Origin of the sequence: Cellulomonas olei (genome assembly GCF_039548315.1) — a bacterium.
Lineage (GTDB): Bacteria > Actinomycetota > Actinomycetes > Actinomycetales > Cellulomonadaceae > Cellulomonas.
Genome location: NZ_JBCLVN010000056.1, coordinates 1 through 20,904 on the forward strand (window position 1 = coordinate 1; position 20,904 = coordinate 20,904).

Genomic DNA, 20,904 nt, shown 5'->3' on the forward strand with positions numbered 1-20,904 from the left:
GTGCCCGGCCCCGCCGTCGTGCCCGACCCCGCCGTGGTGCTCGACGTCGCCGTCCTCGCCGCCGCCCCGGCCGCGCTGCGCGCCCGCGCCCTGCGCACCGCCGCGGTGCTGGCGGGCTCCCCGCCCGGCGCCCTGGCCGCCACCCACGTCCGGGCCGTCGACGCGCTCGTGACCGCGTGGCGCGGCCAGGGCCCGGTGCACCTGCCGGGGCGCGTCGAGGCCTCCCGCACGTGTGGCAGGCTTGCGCTGCGCGCCGCACCCCCGGCCGAGCCCGGGGACGACGACGGCGCGCGAGGCACCGACGGGGCCGGCGAGCCGGCCGAGGCGACACAGCGAGGAGACCGGCACCGGTGAACGCCGACGACATGGGCGCGGACCTGGAGCGCGTGCTCCTGACCGAGGAGCAGCTCGGCGCCCGCCTGGACGAGATCGCCGCGCAGATCGACGCGGACTACGCCGGCCAGGAGATCCTGCTGGTCGGCGTGCTCAAGGGGGCCGTCATGGTGATGGCCGACCTGGCCCGCCGCATCAGCACCCCGCTGGCGATGGACTGGATGGCGGTGTCGTCCTACGGGTCGGGCACCAAGTCCTCCGGCGTCGTGCGCATCCTCAAGGACCTCGACGCCGACCTCACGGGCCGGCACGTGCTGGTCGTGGAGGACATCATCGACTCCGGCCTGACGCTGTCGTGGCTGCTGGCGAACCTGCGCAGCCGCGGCCCGGCCACCGTCGAGATCGCGACGATGCTCCGCAAGCCCGACGCCGCCAAGGTCGAGGTCGACGTCCGGTACGTCGGGTTCGACATCCCGAACGAGTTCGTCGTGGGCTACGGCCTGGACTACGCGGAGAAGTACCGGAACCTGCCGTTCGTCGGCACGCTCGCGCCGCACGTCTACGCGTCCTGACGGCGCCGGGGCGCCGCGGAGCCCGGGGCGGGAGTCCCGCCCTGGGCGAACACGCGCCGTCCGCGTCAGATCCACCGTGTAACTTCGGAGCCTCCACCCCTGCGACCGGAGGGACGAGGGGGCACGCCCCCGTCTGCCCATGACACTCAAGCGCCTCACCCGCGGACCCGTCCTGTGGATCATCCTGGCCGTCCTGATCCTGTGGATCGGGGCGAGCGCCTTCATGGGGTCCGGCGTGCAGCGGATCGACACCTCCGACGGCCTCGAGCTCATCCGTGACGACAAGGTCGAGCAGGCGCGCATCACGGAGGGCGCGCAGCGGGTCGACCTCACGCTCAAGGACGACTTCGTCAAGGACGAGCAGAACCTCGGCAAGGACGTGCAGTTCTACTACGTCGTGCCGCAGGGGCCGGCCGTGGTGGAGGCGATCGCGGACGCCGACCCGTCCGGCGGCTACACCTCGGACGTCCCGCAGCAGTCGTGGTGGGCGAGCCTGCTCGGGGTGATGCTGCCGTTCATCATCATCCTGGCGCTGTTCTGGTTCCTCATGTCGTCCATGCAGGGCGGCGGCTCGCGGGTGATGTCGTTCGGCAAGTCCAAGGCCAAGCTGGTGTCGAAGGAGTCGCCGCAGGTCACGTTCGCGGACGTCGCCGGCGTGGACGAGGCGGTCGAGGAGCTCCAGGAGATCAAGGAGTTCCTGTCGGAGCCGTCGAAGTTCCAGGCGGTCGGCGCGAAGATCCCGAAGGGCGTCCTGCTGTACGGACCTCCCGGGACGGGCAAGACGCTGCTCGCGCGCGCCGTCGCGGGCGAGGCGGGCGTGCCGTTCTACTCGATCTCCGGCTCGGACTTCGTCGAGATGTTCGTCGGCGTCGGCGCGAGCCGGGTGCGCGACCTGTTCGAGCAGGCCAAGCAGAACGCCCCCGCGATCATCTTCATCGACGAGATCGACGCCGTCGGCCGGCACCGCGGCGCGGGCATGGGCGGCGGGCACGACGAGCGCGAGCAGACCCTCAACCAGATGCTGGTCGAGATGGACGGCTTCGACGTCAAGACGAACGTCATCCTCATCGCGGCGACCAACCGTCCCGACATCCTCGACCCCGCCCTGCTGCGCCCCGGCCGGTTCGACCGCCAGGTGTCCGTCGAGGCGCCGGACCTCAAGGGCCGCGAGCGCATCCTCCAGGTGCACGCGCAGGGCAAGCCGATGGCCACGGACGTCGACCTCGGCGCGGTCGCGCGCCGCACGCCCGGGTTCACCGGTGCGGACCTCGCGAACGTGCTCAACGAGGCGGCGCTGCTCACGGCGCGCTCCAACGCGCAGATCGTCGACAACCGCGCGCTGGACGAGGCGATCGACCGCGTGATCGCCGGCCCGCAGAAGCGCACGCGCGTCATGAACGTCAAGGAGCAGAAGATCACCGCGTACCACGAGGGCGGCCACGCCCTGGTCGCGGCGGCGCTCCGGTACACCGACCCGGTCACGAAGGTGACGATCCTGCCGCGCGGCCGGGCCCTGGGCTACACGATGGTCATGCCCACGGAGGACAAGTACTCGACCACGCGCAACGAGCTGCTCGACCAGCTCGCGTACGCGATGGGCGGCCGCGTGGCCGAGGAGCTCGTGTTCCACGACCCGACGACGGGTGCGAGCAACGACATCGAGAAGGCCACGGCGACCGCGCGCAAGATGGTCACCCAGTTCGGCATGAGCGAGCGGGTCGGCGCGGTCAAGCTCGGCCAGGACGGCAGCGAGCCGTTCGTGGGCCGCGACATGGGCCACGGGCGCGACTACTCCGAGACGGTGGCCGGCACGGTCGACGTCGAGGTGCGCCGCCTCATGGACGCCGCGCACACCGAGGCGTGGGAGATCCTCGTCGAGTACCGGGACGTCCTGGACCGGCTGGTGCTGGAGCTGCTCGAGAAGGAGACGCTCAACCAGGCGGAGCTCGAGCAGATCTTCGCGCCGATCACCAAGCGGCCGCCGCGCGACGTGTGGCTGTCCAGCGAGCAGCGCGCCGTGTCGGACCGCCCGCCGGTGCTCACCCCGTCGGAGAAGGCCGCGCAGAACGGCTCCGTGGTGCCGCAGGACGAGGCCGCCGCCGCGAAGGACGAGCACCCGGCGGTCGGCGTCGTCGAGGTGCCGCCGGGCCAGACCCCGGACGTGGGCCCCGCGGGCTCCGAGGCGGCCCCGGACGCGCCCGGTCCCGACGCCGGGCCGCGGGCCTGACGGGACGGGCGCGACCGTGACCGGCGCGGACGGGTCCCGCGCGGGCGACGACCGGCGGGCACCGCGCGAGGTGCCGCCGTACGACGCCCCGCGCGCGGAGGCGGCGATCCGCGAGCTGCTGCTGGCGGTGGGGGAGGACCCCGACCGCGACGGCCTGCGGGACACCCCGGCGCGCGTCGCGCGGGCGTACCAGGAGATCTTCGCGGGCCTGCGCCAGGACCCGAAGGACGTGCTCAGCGCGACCTTCGACATCGGGCACGAGGAGATGGTCCTGGTCAAGGACATCGAGGTGTACTCGACGTGCGAGCACCACCTCGTCCCGTTCCACGGCGTCGCCCACATCGGCTACATCCCGGGCGCCTCCGGCCGGGTGACCGGGCTGTCCAAGCTCGCCCGGCTGGTCGACGTGTACGCCCGCCGGCCGCAGGTGCAGGAGCGGATGACCGGGGAGATCGCCGACGCGCTCGTGGAGGTCCTCCAGCCCCGGGGCGTCCTCGTGGTCGTGCAGTGCGAGCACCTGTGCATGTCGATGCGCGGGGTCCGCAAGCCCGGCTCGCGCACCGTGACGTCGGCCGTGCGCGGCCAGATGCGCAACCCGGCGACGCGCGCCGAGGCGATGAGCCTCGTGCTGGGTCGCTGAGCCCCGCGGACGTCGACGGCAACGGGTCCGGCACCCCCTAGGCTGGCCACGTGCGTCCCCCCTCGCCGCTCCCGCCCGCGCTGACGGCCGCCGGTCAGGCCGGCCGGGCGGTCGTGATGGGCGTGCTGAACGTGACGCCGGACTCGTTCTCCGACGGCGGGCGCTGGTTCACGCCGGAGGCCGCGGTGGCGCACGGCCTGGCGCTGGTCGCCGACGGCGCGGACCTGCTGGACGTGGGCGGCGAGTCGACCCGTCCCGGCGCGGCCCGGGTGCCGGTCGCGGAGGAGCTCGACCGCGTGCTGCCCGTCGTGCGGGAGCTCACGGAGCGCGGCGTGCCCGTCAGCGTCGACACGACGCGGGCGGAGGTCGCGGAGGCCGCCGTGGCGGCGGGCGCCGTCGTCGTGAACGACGTGTCGGGCGGCCTCGCCGACCCCGCGATCCGCGAGGTGGTCGCGCGCACCGGCGTCGTGTACGTGGCGATGCACTGGCGCGGCCACGCGGACGTCATGGACGACCTGGCGCAGTACGACGACGTGGTGACCGACGTGCGCCGGGAGCTCGCCCAGCGGGTCGCGGAGCTGCGGGAGGCGGGGGTCGCGGACCACCAGGTGGTGCTCGACCCCGGTCTCGGCTTCGCGAAGCCCGGTGCCGCCAACTGGCCGCTGCTCGCCCGGCTGCCGGAGCTCGTCGCCGACGGGTTCCCGGTGCTGGTCGGCGCGTCCCGCAAGCGGTTCCTCGGGCACCTGCTCGCCGGCCCGGACGGGACGCCCGCCCCGCCGGAGGACCGGGACGCGGCGACGGCGGCGGTCTCCGCGCTGGCGGCGGCGGCGGGTGCGTGGGGGGTCCGCGTGCACGAGGCTCGGGGGACGGCGGACGCGGTGCGCGTCGCCGCCCGGTGGACGGCCGCGGTGCCGTCCGGGAAGGACGACCGATGAGCGACGAGGACGAGGTCCTGGGCCGCACGGGCCAGCGGCTCGACCGGATCCGGCTGGTGGGCGTGACGGCCACGGGCTACCACGGCGTGTTCGAGCACGAGCGCCGCGAGGGGCAGACCTTCGTGGCGGACGTGACGGCCCACCTCGACACCCGGCGCGCCGCCGCGACGGACGACCTCGCGCACACGCTGGACTACGGCGCGCTCGCGGAGCAGGTCGCGGCCGTGCTGGCGGGGGAGCCCGCGGACCTCGTCGAGACCGTCGCCGAGCGCATCGCCGCGACCGTCCTCGGGCACCCGCAGGTGCAGGCCGTCGACGTGGCGGTGCACAAGCCGCAGGCGCCCATCACGGTGCCGTTCGCGGACGTGGTGGTGGAGGTGCGGCGGGACCGGTCCTGGCTGCCGGCCGCCGAGCCGCTCGACACGCAGACGGCCGTGCCGTGGCACCCGGTGACCGCACCGGCGGCGCCGGCGGCCGATCCCGCCGCGGCGGTCACCGTGCCCCCCGACGAGGACGCACCCCTGCCAGTCCCGGACCTCGGCGCCGTCGGGCTGCCGACCCCGCCGACGCCGCTGCCCGTGCCCGCCGTCCCGGCCGTTGCCGACGCCACGGCCGTGCTGCCGCTCGCCGGTGCCACCGCCCTCCCCGGACCGGGGGCCGCGGCGCCCGCCCTCGGTGCCGGCGAGCCCCCCGCCGCGGACGGTCCCGGGGAGGCGGGCGGCCCGGAGGAGGGCGCCGGCGTCGACCCCGCCGCCGCGTCGCCGGGCGCGCCGGGAGCGCCCGACGCCGGCACCGCGGCGGACGCGTGGCCCGCGGACGACGACGTCGTCGACGCCGAGCTCGTGCAGGACGCGATGGACGTGCCTCCGGACGAGCCGGTGGAGGTCGTCCTCGCGATCGGGTCGAACGTCGGCCCGGCGCAGGACACGCTGCGCGACGCGGTGGCCGACCTGGCGGCCGTGCCGGGTCTGGAGGTCGTCGACGTGTCGGCGCTCGCGCGCACCGCACCCGTCGGCGGTCCCGACCAGCCCGACTTCCTCAACGCCGTGGTCATCGGGCGCACGACGCTCTCCCCGCGGGACCTGCTGCGGGCCACCGCGGAGGTCGAGCGCCTGCACGGGCGCGAGCGGACCGTGCGCTGGGGCCCCCGGACGCTGGACGTGGACATCATCGTGTACGGGCAGGTGTCCGCCGTGACCGACGACCTGGAGCTGCCCCACCCGCGCGCGCACGAGCGGGCGTTCGTCCTGCAGCCGTGGGCGCAGGTCCGCCCCGACGCCGTGCTGCACGGCCTGGGCGGCGGCCCGGTCGCGGCGCTGGCCGCCACGGCGCCCGACCGCGACGGTGTGCGCTGGCTGGCCCTGGACTGGCTGACGGCCCCGGTGCCGGCGGCCCTGCCCGACCCGGGCGCGCAGCCGGACGCGGGTCCGCAGTGGCCGGACGCGGGGCCGGAGGTCGGGCCGGCGTGGCCGGACGAGGGACCGGCGTGGCCCGACGCGGCCGACCCCCTCGACCCGCTCGGTCCCGCCGACCGCCGGGACCTGTGATGCAGCGCACCCACGCCCGCACGCTGCTGCTCGTGGCCGCCGTCACGGCGGCGCTGGGGTGGCTCGTGCTGCGGCTGCTCGCCAGCCGGGGCCTGGAGCTGCCGCCCGTGCCGTGGCCGATGGTCGCGGTGCTGCTGCTCATCGCCGCCGTCGTGCTCGCCATGGGCTGGTCCGTGCGGCAGTACCTGCGGGGCAGGCACCCGACGCTCGACCCGGTGCGGGCCGCACGGACCGCGGTGCTCGCCAAGGCCTCCTGCTACACCGGGGCGCTGCTGTCCGGCTGGTACGCCGCGCAGGTGCTCGTCGTGCTGGCGGACCTCGACATCGAGGCGCAGCGGGACCGGGCGACGTCCGCGGGGCTGGCCGTCCTCGGGGCGGTCGTGCTCGCGGTGACCGGGCTCGTCGTGGAGTGGTTCTGCCGGATCCCCCCGCCGAGCGACCCGGAGGACGCGGCGGGCCCCGACACGTCGCCGGACGCCGCGCGCGGCTGAGCGCCCCCGCAGCGGCGCCGGCGTCGCGCGGGACGGACCTCCGGGCCGCGCGGGGCTCCGGCGCGGTGGAAGGATGGGCGCATGACCACGCCTGACGGTGGCGCCGCCGCCCTCCCGCAGCCCGACGCCGTGCCCGCGACGCCGCCGGGGCCGGTGTCCCGCAGCGAGCCGTTCGAGCCCGCCGGGGTCGCCTGGACGCCCGTGTCGAGCCGCCTGGCGACCGCGCGCGTCGTGGTCGGGCTCTGCTGGCTCGGGGTGCCGCTGCTGGCGCTGGCGCTCGCCGCCGCGCTGTCGGGCGTCGCGTGGCTCTGGGCGGGGGTCGCGGTGCTCGCCGTGCTGACCCTGTGGCTGCTGTGGCTCGTGCCGCGGCAGGTCCGCGCGATGGGCTACGCCGAGCGCGCCGACGACCTGCTGCTGCGCCGGGGCATCCTGTTCCGGTCGATGGTGGTGGTGCCCTACGGCCGCATGCAGTACGTGGACGTGACGGCCGGACCGCTCGCCCGTCGCTTCGGGATCGCGTCCGTCCAGCTCCACACCGCGTCGCCCGGCACGGACGCGTCCATCGACGGCCTGCCGACGGCTGAGGCGGCCCGCCTGCGCGACCAGCTCGCCTCGCGCGGCGAGGCCCGCCTGGCGGGGCTGTGAGCGGCGAGGAGCGCCTGGCCGGCCCGTCCGGCGCTGCCGTCCCGGCCACGGCCGCCGCGGCCGGCACCCCCGCGCCGCCGGCCCCCCAGCCGCCGCCGGACGACGCGCTCGGCTGGCGCCGCATGCACCCCGTCACCCCCGCGGTGAAGGGGTGGAAGGTGCTCGTGGCCGTGCTCGCGGTGATCGTGTGGAACTCGGCGGACGACGTGCGCGAGCTCGCCGAGTGGCTCGGCGCCCGCGCGTGGCTGTTCCTCGCGGCCGGGGTCGTCCTGGTCGGCCTGGTCGGGTTCGGGTACTCGGCGATCGCGTGGCGCATGACCCGGTTCGCCGTCACCGACGACGCGGTCCACCTGCGGTCGGGCGTGCTGTTCCGGCAGCAGCGGCAGGCGCGGCTGGACCGGCTGCAGGCGGTCGACGTCGTGCAGCCGCTGCTCGCCCGGATCCTCGGGCTGTCCGAGCTGCGGCTCGAGGTCGCCGGTGGCGCGGGCTCCGCCGTCTCGCTCGCGTTCCTGCGCGAGGCGGAGGCCGAGCAGCTGCGCGCGGAGCTGCTCGCCCGGGCGGCCGGGCTGCACCGCCCCGCGGGGGTGCCGCCCCTGGCCGTGCCCGCGGACGTCGCCCTCGAGGCCGCCGTCCCCGAGGGGACAGATGGGGCCGGCACGTCCGGCGCGTCCGCAGGCACCGGCCTCCCGGGCGGCGCCGACGGCCCCGGCGCGTCCACGCCCGGCACCACCGCGTCCGGCACGCCCGGCGCCGGGGCGCCCGGGTGGACCGGACCGGCGCCGGTCGCCCCGGAGCGCCCGGTCTACGAGGTCCCGGTCGGGCGGCTGCTGGGGTCCACCCTGCTGTCGTCCGCGACCTTCTGGCTGATCGGGGTCCTGGTCGCCGTCGTCGCGCTGATCGTCACCTCCGGGCGGTTCGAGTCCGCGTTCGCGCTGCTGCCGGCCCTGCTCGGCGTGGTGTCGTACTCCTGGACCCGCTTCAACCGGGGCGCGAACTTCCGCGCGGCGATCTCCCCGGACGGCATCCGGCTGCGGCACGGCCTGACCGAGGCGCGCGCGCAGACCGTCCCGCCGGGCCGGGTGCAGGCGGTGCAGGTGACGCAGGGGCTGCTGTGGCGGCGGGCCGACTGGTGGCGGGTCGAGGTGAACGTCGCGGGCTACGGCGCCGGCACCGAGCAGACCCACACCGAGAACGTGCTGCTGCCCGTCGGGACCCGGGACGACGCGCTGCTCGCGCTGTGGCTCGTGCTGCCGGACCTCGGCACGCCGGACCCGCGGGCGCTCGTCGACGCGGGCCTGACGGGCCGGGAGGCCGACGGCACCTGGGCCGTGGCGCCGCGCCGGTCCCGGTGGCTCGACCCGGTCGGCTGGCGCCGGCACGGCGTGACCGTCACCGACCGCGCGCTCGTGCTGCGCTCGGGCGTGCTCGTGCGCCGCCTGGTGGTCGTGCCGCACGAGCGCACGCAGTCGCTCGGCCTCGCGCAGGGACCGCTGCAGCGGCGGCTCGGCCTGGCGTCGTTCCAGCTGCACTCGACGCCCGGGCCGGTGTCGCCCCGCGTCGACCACCTGGACGCGCAGGTCGCCGCCGGGCTGCTGGACGAGCAGTCGACGCGCGCGCGGACGGCGCGCGCGGGGGCGGGGCCGGAGCAGTGGATGCGCCGGGCATGACGCGGCTGGGGATCGGCGTCGTCGGCGCGGGCCGGGTCGGCGCGGTGCTGGGCAGCGCCCTGCGCGCGGCCGGGCACCCGGTGGTCGCCGTGAGCGCGGTGTCGGAGGCGTCGCGCGAGCGTGCCGACGCGCTGCTGCCCGGGGTGCCGGTGCTCGACGTGCCGGAGGTCGCCCGGCGCGCGGAGCTGGTGCTGCTGGCGGTCCCGGACGACGCCCTGCCCGGCCTGGTCACGGGGCTCGCCGCGACGGGTGCCTGGCAGCCGGGCCAGATCGTCGTGCACACCGCGGGCCGCTACGGCGCCGCCGTCCTGGACCCCGCGCGCGCGGCCGGCGCCATCCCGATCGCGCTGCACCCGGCGATGACGTTCACGGGGACGTCGCTGGACCTCTCCCGGCTGGTCGGGTGCACCTTCGCGGTGACGGCGCCGACCGCGGTGCTGCCGATCGGCCAGGCGCTGGTCGTCGAGATGGGCGGCGAGCCGGTGGTGCTCGCCGAGAGCGCGCGTCCGCTGTACCACGCAGCGCTCGCGCACGGGGCGAACCACCTCGTCGTGCTCGTCGCCCAGGCCGGTCAGGCGCTCGCGGCGGCGGGCGTCGCCGACCCCGGTGCGGTGCTGCGGCCCCTGCTGTCCGCCGCGCTGGACGGCGCCCTGCGCGCGGAGTCCGCGGGCGGCGGGCGCGACGCCGGGGGCGACGTCACCAACGGCGCGATCACCACGCTCACCGGGCCGGTGCGCCGCGCCGATGCGGGGACCCTCCGGGACCACCTGGCGGAGCTCGGCGCGCTCGGCGTCCGCACGGGCGCGACGGACGTCGCCGCGTCGTACCGGACGCTCGCGCGCGCGGCGGCCGGCCGGGCGCTCGCCGCCGGGCTGCTGCGGCCGGACCAGGGCCAGGCGGTGCTGGACGCGCTCGCGGCCGCCCCGGCGGCGGACACGACGAACGACCCGGCGACGGGCGACGTCCCCGCGCCCGGCGGGCGGGAGCGCGGCCCGTCGGACGCCGCCCCCGGTCACGTGCCGGGACCCGACGGGGGTACCGTGCACGGCGCGCACCACGACGAGAGCGGCCGGCCCGGGGACGACCCGGCGCCCGCCGACGAGGAGGACCAGGCATGACCCAGGCACGTACCGGTGCCCCCACCGTGGTGCGCACCCGCGCCGAGCTCGCGGCGGCCCTCGCGGCCGGCGGGGACGGGGCGCGCCGTGCCGTCGTGATGACGATGGGCGCGCTGCACGCCGGGCACCTGGCGCTCGTGCGGGAGGCCCGGGAGCGCGCGGACCGGGTGGTCGTCACGATCTTCGTGAACCCGCTGCAGTTCGCCCCGCACGAGGACCTCGACCGCTACCCGCGGGACCTGCCGGGCGACCTCGCGTCGCTGACCGCGCCGGACCTGCTGGGCGAGGGCGACGTGGTGTTCGCCCCGGCCCCGGACGAGATGTACCCGGACGGCGACCCCGTGGTGCGGGTGGACGCGGGCCGCATCGGCACCGTCTACGAGGGCGCGATCCGCCCGGGCCACCTCGACGGCGCCCTGACGGTCGTGCTCAAGCTGCTCCACCTGACGGCGCCCGACGTGGCCCTGTTCGGCCGCAAGGACGTGCAGCAGCTCGTCGCGGTCAGCCGCATGGTGCGCGACCTCGAGGTGCCGGTCGAGGTGGTCGGCGTGCCCACCGTCCGCGACGACGACGGGCTGGCGCTGTCCTCCCGCAACGTGTACCTCTCGGCGCCGGAGCGGGAGCGGGCGCTCGCGCTGTCCCGCGCCCTCGCGGCGGGTGCCGCCGCGGCCGCCGCGGGCGGGACGCCGCAGGACGTCCGGTCCGCCGCCCGCGAGGTGCTGGACGCCGCGGATGTCGCCACCGACTACGTGGCGCTCGTGGACCCGGCGGGCTTCGAGGACGTCACCCGGCCCGGGCCGGCCGGCACGACGTCGGTCCTCGCGCTCGCGGCCACCGTGGGCGCCACGCGCCTGATCGACAACTCCGACGTGAGGTGGGGCTGAGGCATGACCTCGCTGCTGCGGCCGATGATGATCGGCAAGATCCACCGCGCGACCGTGACCCAGGCCGACCTGCACTACGTCGGCTCCATCACCGTCGACGCGCACCTGCTCGCGGCCGCGGACCTGCTGCCCGGGCAGCAGGTCGACGTGGTCGACGTGACCAACGGCGCCCGGCTGACCACGTACGTCATCGCGGGCGAGGCCGGCTCCGGGCAGATCTGCATCAACGGCGCCGCGGCGCACCTGGTGCACCCCGGCGACGTCGTCATCCTCATCGCCTACGGGATGCTGTCCGACGCCGAGGCGCGCTCCTACGAGCCGCGCGTCGTCCTGGTGGACGCCGGGAACCGCGTGGTGGACACCGGCCACGACCCCGGCACGGTCCCCGCGCAGTGGACCGACGACTCCGGGCTGCACCCGAGCGGGGTGCCGTTCGACGAGGGCCGCGCGCTCGTGGAGCGCGACCCCGCAGGGCCGGCGGGCCGTGCGGCCGGTGACTGAGCGGGTCGCACGCCGGCTCGCGGCGCCCGCCCCGGGGTGGACGGCGCGGGCCGACGCGGTCGTCGTCGGCTCCGGCATCGCGGGCCTGACCGCCGCGCTGGAGCTGCGCGCCCGGCTGCCGCGCGTCCTGCTCGTCACCAAGGACGTGCTGCTCTCCGGGTCGACGGTGTGGGCGCAGGGGGGCATCGCCGCGGCCCTCGACCCGGCGGACTCCCCGGAGGCGCACCTGCGGGACACCCTGGAGGCCGGCGTGGGGCTCTGCGACCCGCGGGCCGTCGAGGTCCTGGTCACCGAGGGGCCCGCCCGCGTGCGGGAGCTCGTCGCCCGCGGCGCGGTGTTCGACACCGAGCCCGACGGGCACCTCAGCCTCACGCGCGAGGGCGGCCACCACGCCGACCGCGTCGCGCACGCCGGTGGCGACGCCACGGGCGCGGAGATCTCCCGGGCGCTGGTCGACGCCGTGCGCTCCGACCCGGGCATCGAGGTGGTCGAGCACGCGCTCGTCCTCGACGTGCTCACCGGCGCACCCGGCCGCGACGGGCGACCGGGTCCGGTGTGCGGCGTGACGCTGCACGTCATCGGGGAGGGCAGCCGCGACGGCGTCGGCGCCGTCCTCGCGCCCGCCGTCGTCCTCGCGACCGGCGGGATCGGCCAGGTGTTCCGCTCGTCCACCAACCCGTCGCAGGCCACCGGGGACGGACTCGCCGCCGCCCTGCGCGCCGGCGCCGCCGTCGGCGACGTGGAGTTCGTGCAGTTCCACCCGACCGTGCTGTGGCTCGGGTCGGGCGTCAAGGGGCAGCTCACGCTGGTCTCGGAGGCGGTGCGGGGCGAGGGCGCGGTGCTGGTCGACACGGACGGGCACCGGTTCATGCCGCAGGTGCACCCCCTCGCGGAGCTCGCGCCGCGGGACGTCGTCGCCCGGGCCATCGTGCGGCAGCTCGCCCGCACCGGGTCCGACCACGTGCTGCTCGACGCGCGCCACCTCGGCGCCGAGCGGCTGCGCCGCCGGTTCCCGACCATCGCGGACCGGCTCGCGGAGCACGGCATCGACCTGGCGACCGACCTCGTGCCGGTGGCACCCGCCCAGCACTACCACTCGGGCGGCGTCGTCACCGACCTCGTCGGCCGCTCGACGCTGCCCGGGCTGTACGCCGTCGGGGAGGTCGCCTGCACCGGCGTGCACGGCGCGAACCGGCTCGCGTCCAACTCGCTGCTGGAGGGCCTGGTGTTCGCGCACCGCGCCGCCCGGGACGTCGCGAAGCGGCTCGACGCCGGCACGCTGCGGCCGTCGGAGCCCGTCGAGCGGCCCGGCGACGCCGCGCTCGTGGCCGGCGCCGCGCGGTCCCGCATCCAGCGGATCGCCAGCGAGGGGCCGGGCGTGCTCCGGTCCGCGGCCGGTCTCGAGGCCGCCGGCCGCGCGCTGCGCGCGGTCCGCACGGACGCCCACCACGCCCCCGGCGGCGGCTCGGCGCCGGTCGCCGGCCCGCAGGTCGCGGAGTGGGAGACCACCAACGTGCACCAGGTCGCCACGGTGCTGACCGCCACCGCGGCGACCCGGCGGGAGACCCGCGGCGGCCACCTGCGCAGCGACTACCCGGCGAGCGACGACGCCTGGCTGCTGCGCGTCGTCGCGACGCTGGACCCGGACGGGGGGCTCGTGCAGCGGCGGGTGCCGCTCGAGTGAGGTCCTAGGCTGCTCGCCGTGACCTCCACGGATCCCGCCGCCCCGACGGTCCCCGCGCCCGGCGTGCTCGACCCGGCGTGGCTCGCCCGCACCGTCGCCGTCGCGCTCGACGAGGACCTCGGCCCCGCGCCCGGCCGGGACGTCACCACGCAGGCGACCGTCGACCCCGCCGCCACCGGCGAGGCGCACCTCGTGGCGCGCGAGCCGGGCGTCGTCGCCGGGCTGCCGGTCGTCGCCGAGGTGCTGGCCCAGGTCGCCGCGCGCCTCGCCCTCGCCGCGCCGGCCGTCGAGCAGCGCGTGCCCGACGGCAGCACGGTCGCCGCCGGTGACGTGCTCGCCGTGCTCACGGGTCCCGTGCAGGCGCTGCTGGTCGGGGAACGCACGGCGCTCAACCTCGTGTCGCGGGCCTCCGGCGTCGCCACCCACGCGCGACGCTGGGCCGACGCGCTCGCCGGGTCGGGCGCGCAGGTGCTCGACACCCGCAAGACCAGCCCGGGCCTGCGGGAGCTCGAGAAGTACGCGGTGCGCTGCGGCGGCGGCACCAACAAGCGCATGGGCCTGTACGACGTGGCGATGGTCAAGGACAACCACGTCGTGGCGGCCGGCGGCGTCGCGGCGGCCGTGCGGGCCGTGCGCGAGCGGTTCCCCGACGTCGTCGTCCAGGTCGAGGCCGACACCACCGCGCAGGCGCTCGAGGCCGTGGAGGTCGGCGCGCGGTTCCTGCTGCTCGACAACATGCCGACCCCGGTGCTCGCCGCGACCGTCGCCGCGGTGCGGGCGCTGGAGCCGCGCTTGGGCCGGGTCGAGCTCGAGGCGACCGGCAACCTCACGCTCGACCGCGCGGCGGAGGTCGCGGCCACCGGCGTCGACTACCTGTCCGTCGGCGCGCTGACGCACTCCTCGCCGATCCTCGACCTCGCGCTGGACCTCGTCGCGGGCCTGTCCGGGCCGGTCCCGGGCGCTCGGTAGGATCGGCGGGTGACCGACGCCCCCGCCGCAGCCCCCGCCGACGACCTCCCCGAGCAGCTCCGGGTCCGTCGCGAGAAGCGCGACCGCCTGATCGCCGAGGGCGTCGAGCCGTACCCGGTCGGCGTGCCGCGCACGCACACGGTGGCCGAGGTCCGGGCCGCCTACCCCGACCTGGAGCCGGGGCAGGAGACCGAGGACGAGGTCGGCGTCGCCGGCCGCGTCGTGTTCCTGCGCAACACCGGCAAGCTCTGCTTCGCGACGCTGCAGGACGGCGAGGGCAACCGCCTCCAGGCCATGCTGAGCCTCGCGAACGTGGGTGAGGACCGCCTCGCCGCGTTCAAGGCGGACGTCGACCTGGGCGACCACCTGTTCGTGCACGGCCGCGTCGTGTCGTCGCGGCGCGGCGAGCTGTCCGTGATGGCGGACGCCTGGCAGCTCGCGGCGAAGTCGCTGCGGCCGCTGCCGAACCTGTACGCGCGCGGTGACGAGGAGGCCCCGGAGCTCTCCGAGGAGGTCCGCGTCCGCCAGCGCTACGTCGACCTCATCGTGCGCCCGGCCGCCCGCGACGCGGTCCGGCTGCGGGCGGGTGTCGTGCGCTCGCTGCGCGAGAACTTCCACCGGCGGGGCTACCTCGAGGTCGAGACCCCGATGCTGCAGACGCAGCCCGGCGGTGCGGCGGCCCGGCCCTTCGTCACGCACATGAACGCGTTCGACATCGACCTGTACCTGCGGATCGCGCCCGAGCTGTTCCTCAAGCGCGCGGCCGTCGGCGGCCTGGAGCGCGTCTTCGAGATCAACCGCAACTTCCGCAACGAGGGCGCGGACTCCTCGCACTCGCCCGAGTTCGCGATGCTCGAGGCGTACGAGGCCTACGGCGACTACGACACGATGGCGGCCCTGACCCGCGACCTCGTGCAGACCGCCGCGCAGGACGTCCTCGGCACGACCACGCTGACGCTCGCCGACGGCTCGGAGTACGAGGTCGGCGGCGAGTGGGCGCAGCTCACGATGTACGGCTCGCTGTCCGAGGCGCTGGGCGAGGAGATCACCCCGGAGACGTCGGTGGCGCACCTGCAGGCGGTCGCCGACAAGCACGAGGTGGTGCTCGACCCGGCGCGCGTCAGCCACGGCAAGCTCGTCGAGGTGCTCTGGGAGGACCTGGTCGGCGAGGGGCTGCACGCACCCACGTTCGTGCGGGACTTCCCGGTCGAGACCAGCCCGCTGACGCGCGACCACCGGGCCGTCCCCGGGCAGGTCGAGAAGTGGGACCTGTACGTGCGCGGATTCGAGCTCGCCACCGCCTATTCCGAGCTCGTCGACCCGGTGATCCAGCGGCAGCGGTTCGAGGCGCAGGCGCTGCTCGCGGCCGCGGGTGACGACGAGGCGATGCGCGTCGACGAGGACTTCCTGACCGCCGTCGAGTACGCGCTGCCCCCGACCGGCGGCATGGGCATGGGCATCGACCGGCTGCTCATGGCGCTCACCGGCCTGGGTATCCGCGAGACGATCCTGTTCCCGCTGGTGAAGCCGCAGGGCTGAGGGACGCCCGCGCGGCGCGGCGTACGCTGAGGTCATGGACATCGGCCCCGCGCTCGCCGCGCTGATCCCGTCGATCGGCGTCGGGCTCGTCTTCTGGTTGGTCATCCGGGCGCTGGTGAACGCCGACCGCACGGAACGCGCCGCATTGGCGCGCCTGGATGCGCAGGACCGCGAGCGGCAGAAATCCTCCCGGAACGCCCCCGAAAAGTGAGGCCTGTGCGCGTTCGTTTTGACGGTCGCGCACCACGGTGTCATGCTTTTCCGGACCGCACGAATACATGCCGCTGATGGTGGCGGGGGGAAGCGGCGGCCGACGGCTCGGGAGGGCGAAATGGCACAGAAGGTTCAGGTCCTGCTCGTGGACGACATTGACGGCGGAACCGCCGACGAGACGGTGTCGTTCGCGCTCGACGGTGTCTCGTACGAGATCGACCTGACGACCGAGCACGCCACCGAGCTGCGCGACGCGCTGGCGACGTGGGTCGGGCACGCGCGCAAGACCGGTGGTCGCTCCGGCGCCGGCCGAGGCGGATCGGCCGGCGCGAGCCGTCCCCGCCGGGCGTCCGACGCGGGCGCCGTCCGCGCGTGGGCGAAGGAGAACGGGTTCGAGGTCTCCGAGCGCGGGCGCATCTCCGCGGAGATCCGCGAGGCGTACGACGCCGCGCACTGACGCGTCGTCCTGACACGCGAAGGCCCGGCCCCCCGCGAGGGGGACCGGGCCTTCGTGCGTCGTGCCGCCGGGGTCAGGGGCGGGTGGCCGTCAGGTCGCGCACCGCCGCGTACTGCTCGCGGACCCGCGGGGCGGCCTCCGCCGAGAACACCTCGGGCGCTCCGCTCGCGGTCCACGCGGGCGGCTCCTGGGCGCCGGACAGCACCCACGCGGCCTGCCGTGCGGCGCCGTCGGCGACGTACTCGCCGGGCGTGGGCACCAGCACGTCGACGCCGAGCACGGCGGGCGCGATGCGGCGGACCGCCTCGGACTGCGCGCCGCCGCCGATCAGCGACACCCGCTCCACGGGCACGCCCTGGGCGCGCAGGGCGTCGAGGCCGTCGGCGAGGGCGCACAGCATGCCCTCGACGGCGGCGCGCGCCAGGTGGGCGGGCGTGGTGTTCGCCAGCCGCATGCCGTGCAGGGCACCGGTGGCGTCGGGCTTGTTGGGGGTGCGCTCGCCCTCGAGGTACGGCACCAGCACCAGGCCGTCGGCCCCGGCGGGGGCGGACAGCGCGAGCGCGGACAGGCCGGCGTGGTCGACACCCAGCATCCGCGCGGCGGCGTCCAGCACCCGGGAGGCGTTGAGCGTGCAGGCGAGCGGCAGGTAGCGGCCGGTGGCGTCGGCGAAGCCGGTCACCATGCCGGTGCCGTCGGCGGTCGGCCGGGCGGCGACCGCCGAGACGACGCCCGACGTGCCGATCGAGATCGCGACGTCCCCCGCGACCATGCCGAGCCCCAGCGCCGCCGCGGCGTTGTCGCCCGCGCCGGACCCGAGCAGCGCGCCCTCGCGCACCGGACCGCCGGCGCCCGCGCGCCCCGCGGCCTCGTGCGGCGCGACCACCCGCGGCAGCACGGCGTCGTGCCCGAGGCCGAGCTCCAGCAGGTCGCGGCGGTAGTCCTCGGTGAACGGCGACCAGTAGCCGGTGCCGGACGCGTCGGACCGGTCCGTGGCCAGCGCGGCGAGGTCGGCGGCGCCCGGCCCGTGACCGGCGAGGCGCCAGGTCAGCCAGTCGTGGGGGAGGGCGACGGCGGCCACCCGGGCGGCGGCGTCGGGCTCGTGGTCGCGCAGCCAGCGCAGCTTGGTGACGGTCAGGGACGCGACCGGCACGGAGCCGATCGCGTCGGCCCACGCCTGCGGCCCGCCGAGCTCGCCGATGAGGTCGAGCGCGGCCTGCGCCGAGCGCGTGTCGTTCCACAGCAGGGCGTCGCGCACGACCTCGCCGTCGGCGTCGAGCGTGACCATGCCGTGCTGCTGCCCGCCGACCGCGACCGCGTCGACGTCGTCCAGCCCGCCGGCGTCGCGGACGGCGGTCTGCAGGGCGTCCCACCAGTGCCGGGGGTCGATCTCGGTGCCGTCCGGGTGCGAGGCGCGGCCGGTGCGCACGAGCGCCCCGGTCTCGGCGTCGCGCACGACGACCTTGCAGGACTGGGTGGAGGAGTCCACCCCGGCGACGAGGGCCATGGCATGCGTCCTTGCTGTGCTCGGGAGGTCAGGGCTGAGGGGGGAACGGGAACCGCCGGGGGCGGGCACGACGTGGGTCGTCGCACCCGCCCCCGGCAGCGGTCGAGCGTGTGCTCAGCGGGCGCCGAGCGCGTGCTCCAGCGCGAGCTGGTTGAGGCGGACGAAGCCGAAGCCGCGCGCCGCGACGCCGTCGACGTCGAAGTCCTCGAACGCCGAGCGGTCGGCCAGCAGGTCGGCCAGGGTCTCGCCCTCGCCGAGCGTCGGCTGGGCCAGCTCGAGCACGCCGGACGCCTCGAGGGCCTCCTGGACCTCCGGGTCCGCGCGGAACGCCTGCGCGCGCTCCTTGAGGATGAGGTACGTGTCCATGTTCGCCTTGGCCGAGGCCCACACGCCGTCGAAGTCCTCGGTGCGGGACGGCTTGTAGTCGAAGTGGCGCGGGCCGTCGTAGCGCGGGCCACCGGCCGGGAAGCCGTTCTCGATGAGGTCGACCGTCGCGAACGCGGAGAACAGGTCGCCGTGGCCGAACACCAGGTCCTGGTCGTACTTGATGGAGCGCTGGCCGTTCAGGTCGATGTGGAACAGCTTGCCGGCCCACAGCGCCTCGGCGATGCCGGACGTGTAGTTCAGGCCCGCCATCTGCTCGTGGCCGGTCTCCGGGTTCAGGCCGACGATGTCGCCGTGCTCGAGCTTGGCGATGAGGCCCAGCGCGTGGCCGATCGTCGGGAGCAGGATGTCGCCGCGGGGCTCGTTCGGCTTCGGCTCGATGGCGATCCGCAGGCCGTAGCCCTTCTCCTTGATGTACGCCGCGACGGTGTCGATGCCCTCGGCGTAGCGGTCGTGCGCGGCGTTCAGGTCCTTCGCCGAGTCGTACTCGGCGCCCTCGCGGCCGCCCCACATGACGAACGTGTCGGCGCCGAGCTCGGCGGCCAGGTCGACGTTCCGGATGACCTTGCGCAGGCCGTAGCGGCGCACGCGGCGGTCGTTCGAGGTGAACGCGCCGTCCTTGAAGATCGGGTGGCTGAACGTGTTGGTCGTGACCATCTCGACCGTGATGCCGGTGTCGGCGAGCGCCTGCTTGAAGCGGGCGAGGATGCGGTCGCGCTCGGCGGCGTCGGAGCCGAACGGCACCACGTCGTCGTCGTGGAACGTCACGTGCGCGGCGCCGAGCTCCGCGAGCTTGTGGACGGACTCCACCGGGTCGAGCCACGGACGGCTGGCCGAGCCGAACTGGTCCTGGGCGTTCCAGCCGACGGTCCAGAGACCGAAGGAGAACTTGTCGGCGGGGGTGGGCGTGCGCACCATCGGGGTTCACTCCTCATCGAGAACACGGCGGCCGCTGCGGACACTGCGAGCACAGCGGGGTTTGTCTTGTGGATGAACTTATCGCCGGAACCGGCTAGGGTCAACCGCGTGACCGACCCCGCCGCCGACCCCGCCGCGCCGCCCGCCGGCGTGCCGCTCGGCGCGGTCGCGGCGCCCCCGTCCGGGACCGCCGCCCGCCGCCGGTCGCCCGCGCGGCCCGCGCGTCAGGGGTCGCTGCGGGAGCACAACCTCGCGCTCGTCCTGCGGCACGTGCTCGACGCCGCGCTCGCGGGGGAGGCCCCGCCGTCCCGCGCCGACGTCGCCACGGCCACCGGCCTGACCCGTGGTGCCGTCTCCGCCCTCGTCGACCTGCTCGTCGGCGCCCGGCTCGTCGCCGAGCTGCCGCCGCTGACCACCGCCCGGGCCGGGCGGCCCGCCGTCCCCCTCGTCCCGGCGTCCGGCACCGTCGTCGGTCTCGGCGCCGAGGTCAACGTCGACTACATCGGCGTGCGCGCGGTCGACCTCGCCGGGGACCTCGTGGCCGACCGCACCACCGTCGGGGACTTCCGGCACAGCGACCCGGCGCACGTCCTCGGGCTGCTCGCCGGCCTCGTCGGCGAGGTGCGCGCCTCGCTGCCGGGCGGAGCGCGCCTCGCGGGCATGTGCCTGGCGCTGCCCGGGCTCGTCGACCGCGTGACCGGGCCGCTGCGGCTCGCGCCGAACCTCGGGTGGCGCGACGTCGACGTCGTCACGCTGCTCAGCGCGCACCCGCAGCTCGACGGGCTGTCCGTCCGGCTCGCCAACGAGGCCAACCTGGCCGCCCGCGCGGAGGCCCGCACCGGCGCCGCCGGCCAGTCGTTCCTCTACGTCTCCGGCGAGGTCGGCATCGGTGCCGCGATCGTGCTCGACGGCGAGGTGTTCGCCGGCCGGCACGGGTGGAGCGGCGAGCTCGGCCATACCGTCGTCGACCAGCAGGGTCCCCGCTGCACGTGCGGCGCCCGCGGCTGCCTCGAGCAGTACGCCGGCAAGGACGCCCTGCTCCGGGCCGCCGGCCGTGACGTCGAGGAGCCCGTCGACGCCCTGCTGCGCGCCGTCGCGGCCGGCGACGAGCGCGCCGCCCGGGCCTTGCGGTCCGCCGGGGACGCCCTGGGCGTCGCGCTCGCGAACTTCGTCAACCTCGTCGACGTCGAGACCATCGTGCTCGGCGGCATCTACGCCCCCCTCGCCCCCTGGCTCACGGACGCCGTCGTCGCCCAGCTCCGCTCCCGCGTCCTCGCGGCCGCGTGGGAGGACGCCCGCGTCGGCGTCGCCCAGGGCGGCTCGCACGCCGCCATGACCGGCGCGGCGGTCGTCGTCCTGCGCGCCGTCGCCGCCGACCCCGCCGCCTGGCTGGCCCCCCCCACCACCCCCTGACCCCTCGCCCCCTGACCCCCGCCCCCCTGCCCCTCGCCACCCTGACTGCCCGCCGCCGCTCGCCCTCCCCTCGGAGGCTCCGAACGTGCTCGGTGGTGGGCGCGCGGGATCGTGGTGGTCCGCGGAGCACCACGACGACCCGTCGGAGCCTCCGACGGCTGCCTGGACGGCGCGGGTGCGCGGGTGCGCGGGTGCGTGCGGGTGCGCGGGGGTGTGGGGGCGCGGGCAGTGGGGATCCGCTCGGAGGCTCCGAACGTGCTCGG

General features: G+C 76.4%; 20 protein-coding genes. 18 read left to right on the plus strand and 2 right to left on the minus strand.

Annotated elements, in window-relative coordinates:
- The 17 genes from AAHH18_RS15185 to AAHH18_RS15265 form a co-directional block, all read left to right on the plus strand.
- The coding region (locus AAHH18_RS15185) for a TilS substrate-binding domain-containing protein (RefSeq protein WP_343302176.1) at nt 1-354 on the plus strand (354 nt) is incomplete at its 5' end.
- 11 nt (nt 355-365) lie between these two features.
- Nucleotides 366-905 carry a hypoxanthine phosphoribosyltransferase gene (gene hpt, locus AAHH18_RS15190; protein WP_459349153.1) on the plus strand — a complete coding sequence of 180 codons (540 nt, stop codon included), beginning with the start codon at nt 366-368 and terminating at the stop codon, nt 903-905.
- A gap of 139 nt (nt 906-1,044) precedes the next feature.
- Nucleotides 1,045-3,132, plus strand: coding sequence for an ATP-dependent zinc metalloprotease FtsH (ftsH, locus tag AAHH18_RS15195; protein ID WP_343302177.1), 2,088 nt, complete (start codon nt 1,045-1,047; stop codon nt 3,130-3,132).
- Nucleotides 3,133-3,148: 16 nt separating this feature from the next.
- Nucleotides 3,149-3,772, plus strand: coding sequence for a GTP cyclohydrolase I FolE (gene folE / locus AAHH18_RS15200; RefSeq protein ID WP_459349152.1), 624 nt, complete (start codon nt 3,149-3,151; stop codon nt 3,770-3,772).
- Nucleotides 3,773-3,822: 50 nt separating this feature from the next.
- The gene (folP, locus tag AAHH18_RS15205; protein ID WP_343302178.1) at nt 3,823-4,707 is read left to right on the plus strand and encodes a dihydropteroate synthase; all 885 of its coding nucleotides are present in this window, start codon (nt 3,823-3,825) and stop codon (nt 4,705-4,707) included.
- Nucleotides 4,704-6,254, plus strand: a complete 1,551-nt coding sequence (folK, locus tag AAHH18_RS15210; RefSeq protein ID WP_343302179.1) for a 2-amino-4-hydroxy-6-hydroxymethyldihydropteridine diphosphokinase — start codon at nt 4,704-4,706, stop codon at nt 6,252-6,254. Before folP ends, folK begins: the two co-directional genes overlap by 4 nt.
- Entirely contained in the window at nt 6,254-6,745 is a 492-nt protein-coding gene (locus AAHH18_RS15215; RefSeq protein ID WP_343302180.1) for a DUF3180 domain-containing protein, read from the plus strand. The genes folK and AAHH18_RS15215 overlap by 1 nt, the downstream gene beginning before the upstream one ends.
- Before the next feature lie 81 nt (nt 6,746-6,826).
- Entirely contained in the window at nt 6,827-7,390 is a 564-nt protein-coding gene (locus AAHH18_RS15220) for a PH domain-containing protein (RefSeq protein ID WP_343302181.1), read from the plus strand.
- Nucleotides 7,387-9,057, plus strand: coding sequence for a PH domain-containing protein (locus AAHH18_RS15225; RefSeq protein WP_343302182.1), 1,671 nt, complete (start codon nt 7,387-7,389; stop codon nt 9,055-9,057). Before AAHH18_RS15220 ends, AAHH18_RS15225 begins: the two co-directional genes overlap by 4 nt.
- Nucleotides 9,054-10,175, plus strand: coding sequence for a Rossmann-like and DUF2520 domain-containing protein (locus AAHH18_RS15230; RefSeq protein ID WP_343302183.1), 1,122 nt, complete (start codon nt 9,054-9,056; stop codon nt 10,173-10,175). Before AAHH18_RS15225 ends, AAHH18_RS15230 begins: the two co-directional genes overlap by 4 nt.
- On the plus strand, nt 10,172-11,059 hold the full coding sequence (panC, locus tag AAHH18_RS15235; RefSeq protein WP_283321900.1) for a pantoate--beta-alanine ligase: 888 nt from the start codon (nt 10,172-10,174) through the stop codon (nt 11,057-11,059). Before AAHH18_RS15230 ends, panC begins: the two co-directional genes overlap by 4 nt.
- A gap of 3 nt (nt 11,060-11,062) precedes the next feature.
- Nucleotides 11,063-11,560, plus strand: coding sequence for an aspartate 1-decarboxylase (gene panD / locus AAHH18_RS15240; RefSeq protein ID WP_283321592.1), 498 nt, complete (start codon nt 11,063-11,065; stop codon nt 11,558-11,560).
- Entirely contained in the window at nt 11,553-13,244 is a 1,692-nt protein-coding gene (locus AAHH18_RS15245; protein ID WP_343302184.1) for an L-aspartate oxidase, read from the plus strand. The genes panD and AAHH18_RS15245 overlap by 8 nt, the downstream gene beginning before the upstream one ends.
- A gap of 18 nt (nt 13,245-13,262) precedes the next feature.
- A complete protein-coding gene (nadC, locus tag AAHH18_RS15250; protein WP_343302185.1) occupies nt 13,263-14,213 on the plus strand; it encodes a carboxylating nicotinate-nucleotide diphosphorylase in 951 nt (316 codons plus the stop codon).
- Between the two features lie 9 nt (nt 14,214-14,222).
- On the plus strand, nt 14,223-15,752 hold the full coding sequence (lysS, locus tag AAHH18_RS15255) for a lysine--tRNA ligase (protein ID WP_343302186.1): 1,530 nt from the start codon (nt 14,223-14,225) through the stop codon (nt 15,750-15,752).
- Nucleotides 15,753-15,786: 34 nt separating this feature from the next.
- Nucleotides 15,787-15,963: a hypothetical protein gene (locus tag AAHH18_RS15260; protein WP_343302187.1), complete on the plus strand. Its 177-nt coding sequence runs from the start codon at nt 15,787-15,789 to the stop codon at nt 15,961-15,963.
- 120 nt (nt 15,964-16,083) lie between these two features.
- On the plus strand, nt 16,084-16,422 hold the full coding sequence (locus AAHH18_RS15265; RefSeq protein WP_343302188.1) for a histone-like nucleoid-structuring protein Lsr2: 339 nt from the start codon (nt 16,084-16,086) through the stop codon (nt 16,420-16,422).
- A gap of 73 nt (nt 16,423-16,495) precedes the next feature.
- On the opposite strand, the gene xylB is transcribed toward AAHH18_RS15265, so the two are convergent.
- Together xylB and xylA are read right to left on the minus strand one after the other, a co-directional pair.
- Nucleotides 16,496-17,926: a xylulokinase gene (xylB, locus tag AAHH18_RS15270; RefSeq protein WP_343302189.1), complete on the minus strand. Its 1,431-nt coding sequence runs from the start codon at nt 17,924-17,926 to the stop codon at nt 16,496-16,498.
- A 114-nt stretch (nt 17,927-18,040) separates the two neighbouring features.
- Nucleotides 18,041-19,228 (minus strand): xylose isomerase, encoded by a 1,188-nt coding sequence (gene xylA / locus AAHH18_RS15275; protein WP_222171274.1) that lies wholly within the window; start codon nt 19,226-19,228, stop codon nt 18,041-18,043.
- A gap of 108 nt (nt 19,229-19,336) precedes the next feature.
- Between xylA and AAHH18_RS15280 the strand changes: the two genes are divergently transcribed.
- Nucleotides 19,337-20,641 (plus strand): ROK family transcriptional regulator, encoded by a 1,305-nt coding sequence (locus AAHH18_RS15280; protein ID WP_343302190.1) that lies wholly within the window; start codon nt 19,337-19,339, stop codon nt 20,639-20,641.
- Nucleotides 20,642-20,904: the final 263 nt, after the last annotated feature.

Bases quoted from the DNA above. Each gene is read 5' to 3' on its own strand.
- hpt (WP_459349153.1), top strand. From the start codon at position 366: ATGGGCGCGGACCTGGAGCGCGTGCTCCTGACCGAGGAGCAGCTCGGC.
- xylA (WP_222171274.1), bottom strand. From the start codon at position 19,228: ATGGTGCGCACGCCCACCCCCGCCGACAAGTTCTCCTTCGGTCTCTGG.
- AAHH18_RS15265 (WP_343302188.1), top strand. From the start codon at position 16,084: ATGGCACAGAAGGTTCAGGTCCTGCTCGTGGACGACATTGACGGCGGA.
- AAHH18_RS15220 (WP_343302181.1), top strand. From the start codon at position 6,827: ATGACCACGCCTGACGGTGGCGCCGCCGCCCTCCCGCAGCCCGACGCC.
- ftsH (WP_343302177.1), top strand. From the start codon at position 1,045: ATGACACTCAAGCGCCTCACCCGCGGACCCGTCCTGTGGATCATCCTG.
- panD (WP_283321592.1), top strand. From the start codon at position 11,063: ATGACCTCGCTGCTGCGGCCGATGATGATCGGCAAGATCCACCGCGCG.
- folK (WP_343302179.1), top strand. From the start codon at position 4,704: ATGAGCGACGAGGACGAGGTCCTGGGCCGCACGGGCCAGCGGCTCGAC.
- AAHH18_RS15260 (WP_343302187.1), top strand. From the start codon at position 15,787: ATGGACATCGGCCCCGCGCTCGCCGCGCTGATCCCGTCGATCGGCGTC.
- xylB (WP_343302189.1), bottom strand. From the start codon at position 17,926: ATGGCCCTCGTCGCCGGGGTGGACTCCTCCACCCAGTCCTGCAAGGTC.
- AAHH18_RS15230 (WP_343302183.1), top strand. From the start codon at position 9,054: ATGACGCGGCTGGGGATCGGCGTCGTCGGCGCGGGCCGGGTCGGCGCG.
- panC (WP_283321900.1), top strand. From the start codon at position 10,172: ATGACCCAGGCACGTACCGGTGCCCCCACCGTGGTGCGCACCCGCGCC.
- AAHH18_RS15215 (WP_343302180.1), top strand. From the start codon at position 6,254: ATGCAGCGCACCCACGCCCGCACGCTGCTGCTCGTGGCCGCCGTCACG.